2 protein-coding genes and 1 pseudogene are annotated in these 4056 nt (G+C 77.3%); all 3 read left to right on the forward strand.

Going from position 1 to position 4056, the window contains the following annotated elements; genetic code table 11:
* Positions 1-123 precede the first annotated feature (123 nt).
* Positions 124-690, forward strand: a complete 567-nt coding sequence (locus tag HLB09_RS14010; RefSeq protein WP_171203961.1) for a GtrA family protein — start codon at positions 124-126, stop codon at positions 688-690.
* Between the two features lie 303 nt (positions 691-993).
* Positions 994-3075, forward strand: a complete 2082-nt coding sequence (flhA, locus tag HLB09_RS14015; RefSeq protein WP_171203962.1) for a flagellar biosynthesis protein FlhA — start codon at positions 994-996, stop codon at positions 3073-3075.
* A gap of 4 nt (positions 3076-3079) precedes the next feature.
* Positions 3080-4056 (forward strand): annotated as a pseudogene (locus tag HLB09_RS14020) (hypothetical protein); the annotation flags it as partial.

The raw sequence follows: 4056 nt of genomic DNA on the forward strand, positions 1-4056 counted from the left end.
GCCCCGGCGTGAGCACCACGACCACCGGGTGGCGCGCCGACGCCGCAGTGCTCGCTGTGCAGCCCTTCCGGCGGCTGTTCGCCTCCCGGCTGGCGGCGGCGCCCGTCGGCCGGCGGGGGCCCGGTGAGCGGCGCCCGGTCCGGGACGGCCACCGGCGAGAGGACGCGGGACGGGCAGCAGCCGCCCGAGCAGGAGCCGCGGGCGCAGGGTGCTCACCCGGCGGACGAGCACGGGCGGGGGCGCTCCGTGCCGCCGGCCCGGCGCGTGGGGCGCTTCGGCGTCGTCGCCGGCCTCAACGCCCTCGTGGACCTCGGCGTCTTCGCCGCTCTCGTCGCCCTGCGGCCCTCGCCCGGCCCGCAGGAGCTGGCGGTGCTCAGCGCCGTCGCGGTCGTGGCCGCACTCGTGCACAGCTACGTGTGGAACAGCCGCTGGACCTTCGGCGACCGCCGCGCGCGCTCCTCGCTGCGCGCCCGCCGGGCCCAGCGCGTCCGCTTCGCCGTCCAGGGCGCCGTCAACGTCGCCCTCGGGGCGGGCGTCGTCTGGGCCGCCGCGACCGTCCTCGACGCGACGACGCTCCCGCGGGGGGCGACCGACCTGCTCGCCAAGCTCGTCAGCATGGCCGTCGCCTCGACCGCCAGCTACCTCCTCATGCACCACCTCGTCTTCCGCGGGCACCGCGACCCCGTCTGAGCCGCCCCGTCCCGCTCCCCGCAGTCCGGCCCTCGGCTCCCGTCGTCCGGCCCCGCCCGTCCGGCTGGTGGTGCGCCGGCGACCGGCGCCCGTCCTGCGGCTGAGGAGGACGACGCGCCCGGGAGCCCGCGACACGCCGACGGCACCCGTCCGGCTCAAGGTGGTCCGCCCCGCTGCCGAGGACTGGGGAGCCAGGACGGCGAGCAGGGCGGACGGACCCGCACGTGCAGGACTCCCGGGCGGGCCGAGCCCGCCCCGGGGGTCCGACCGGACCACCGGGAGCGATCCCGGGGAGAGGACGACGTGGGTTCTCGCGTGAGCCGCCTGGGCGTCCCCGTCGGCGTCGTCGGCATCGTCCTGCTCCTCGTCGTGCCGGTGCCGGCGCCGCTGCTGGACCTCCTCATCGCGGCCAACATCACGGCCGCGCTCGTCGTCCTGCTGACGGCGATGTACGTGCGCCGGCCGCTGGACTTCTCGATCTTCCCGGCCCTGCTGCTCGTGCTGACGCTCTTCCGCCTCGGCCTCAACGTCGCCTCGACGCGCCTCGTGCTCGGCGACGCCCACGCGGGCAAGGTCATCCAGGCCTTCGGCGAGTTCGTCATCTCGGGCTCGCTCGTCATCGGCCTCGTGATCTTCCTGATCCTCGTGATCATCCAGTTCGTCGTCATCACGAACGGCGCCGGCCGCGTCGCCGAGGTGGGGGCGCGCTTCACCCTCGACGCGATGCCCGGCAAGCAGATGGCCATCGACGCCGACCTCAACGCGGGGCTCATCGACGAGGACACGGCCCGGCAGCGGCGGGCGGACGTCACCGCGGAGGCCGACTTCTACGGCGCCATGGACGGCGGCTCGAAGTTCGTCAAGGGCGACGCCATCGCCGGCATCATCATCACGGTCGTCAACCTCGTCGGCGGCTTCGTCATCGGCATGGTCCAGAAGGGCATGCCCGCCGGCGAGGCGCTGGAGACCTACAGCCTGCTGACGGTCGGCGACGGTCTCGTCTCGCAGATCCCCGCCCTGCTGCTCTCCGTCGCCACCGGCCTCATCGTCACCCGCGCCACGACGCAGGGGGACATGGGCAGCGACGCCGCGGCCCAGCTGCTCCAGCACCGCCCCGCGCTGCTCATCGCCGGTGCCGGCCTCATCGTCATCGCGATCATCCCGGGCATGCCGAAGCTGCCGTTCATGGTGCTCGGCGCCGCCGTCCTGCTCGCCGCCCAGCGCGCCGGCAAGGCGCAGGCGGCCAAGGCCGCCGCGGAGGAGGCGACGCCCGCGCTCCCCGCCGGCCCGGCCGCCGACAGCCCCGAGGGCCTGCTCCAGCAGATGCGCGTGGACCCCCTCGAGGTCGTGCTCGCCCCCGACCTCGTCGACCTCGTGGACACCGGCGCCGGTGGCGACCTCCTCGACCGCGTCCGCGGGCTGCGCCGCAAGACGGCGCTCGAGCTGGGCCTCGTCGTCCCGCCCGTCCGGACCCGCGACAGCATCGACCTGCCGACCTCCTCCTACGCGATCCGCATCTCCGGCGTCGAGGTCGGCCGCGGCCAGGCGCCCCCCGGGCGGGTCCTCGCCCTCGGCGACGACCTCGACCACCTGCCCGGGACGCCGACGAGCGAGCCGGTGTTCGGCCTCGCCGGCCGCTGGGTGCCCGCCGAGCTGCAGCACCAGGCCGAGATGACCGGGGCGACCGTCGTCGACCGGGCGTCCGTCCTCGTCACCCACCTCGCCGAGGTGGTGCGGACCCACGCCGCCCGCCTGCTCTCCCGCGAGGACGTCCGCGCCCTCGTCGACGCGGTGAAGGCCGACGACCCCGCGGTCGTCGAGGAGCTCGTGCCCGGCGTCATGACGCTCGGCGAGGTGCAGCGCGTGCTGCGGGCGCTCCTCGACGAGGGCGTCGCCATCCGCGACCTGCCCCGCATCTTCGAGGCGCTCTCGCTGCGCGGCCGCGGCGGCGGCGCCGACCTCGACGCGCTCGTGGACGCGGCGCGCGCGGCCCTCGGGCCCGCCATCGCGGCGGCCTGCGCCCGCGACGGCGTGCTGCGCGTCATCACGCTCGACCCGCTGCTCGAGCACCAGATGGCCGAGTCGGTCCGGCCCGGCGAGGAGGGGGCGACGCTGTCGCTCGACCCCCGCCGCGCCGAGGTCGTCGTCGAGCAGGTGGACGCCGCCCTGCGGCAGGCCGAGGACCTCGGCTGGTCGCCCGTGCTCGTCTGCGCGCCGGTGCTGCGCGCGCCGCTGCGGCGCCTCGTCGGCCTGGCCGTCCCCCGCCTGCCCGTGCTGTCCTACTCCGAGGCGGGTGGTGGTGGTTCGTCCGGCCCCCGCATCGAGACCGTCGGGACGGTGACGGGGGCCGCCGCGGTCCCGGCCGCCCAGGCGCTGGGGGTGTGAGGCGATGACCACCGTGGTCCTCGAGGGGGACGGCATGGAGGAGCTCCTGGCCCGCGTGGCCAGCGAGCACGGCGAGGGGGCCCGCGTCGTCCGCGCCGAGCGCGTGCGCGTCGGCGGCGTGGCCGGCTTCTTCGCCCGCCAGCGCTTCGAGCTCGTCGTCGAGGTCGACGACGACGCCGCCCACGACGTCAGCGGTGACGCGGCCGCCGCGGGGCTCAAGCCCGGTGGCCCGGACGCCGAGGACAGCGGCGAGGGCGCCGCGGCGCCGGTCCCGGCCGGCCGGGCCGTCGGCGCCACGACCGGCACGACGACCAGCCCCACCACGACCAGCGCCACGGCCGGCGGCACCAGGACCGCCGCCACGGACACGACCAGCAGCACGCCGGGCGCCACCGCCCGCGAGCCGCAGCACGGCCCGCAGGGCCGCGACCAGGAGGAGAACCCCGTGCTCGGACACCCGAGGACCCCGCTGGCCCCCGCGCCGGGCGTGCCCGCCCCGCGGGCGACCGCGGGCCAGGACCGCTGCGACGAGGTGATCGGCGACATCTTCGACTCCCCGATCGCCCGGGCGCTCGTGCGCGCCAACGTGCTCGACGCCGACGGCGGAGCGCCCTCGGCCCGCGCCCGGGGCGCCCTCGACCACCTGGTCGACGCGGCGGACGCGGGGGACGATGCCTCGATGGGGATCAACGGGACGAGCAGGACGGCTCCGGGGCGGCCGACCGCCGCGGACGCCGGCGTCGACGGCGCTGCGCCGCGGGGGCGGCACGCCGCTCCGACCGAGCCGCTCGAGCGCGGTCGCCCGGTCTCGACCGAGAGCGCCGCCTTCGCCGCCGTCCTCGACGCCGTCCGCGGCGCCGCGGAGCCCGACGAGGCCCCGACCCACCGTGACGCGCACGCCACCGACCAGCCCGCCGCCCCGGCGGCGCCGGCCGCGAGCGCCTCCGAGCCGGTCGCCGCCGGTGCGGCCGTCGCCGAGCT

Origin of the sequence: Pseudokineococcus marinus (assembly GCF_013004605.1) — a bacterium.
Classification (GTDB): Bacteria; Actinomycetota; Actinomycetes; order Actinomycetales; family Quadrisphaeraceae; genus Pseudokineococcus; species Pseudokineococcus marinus.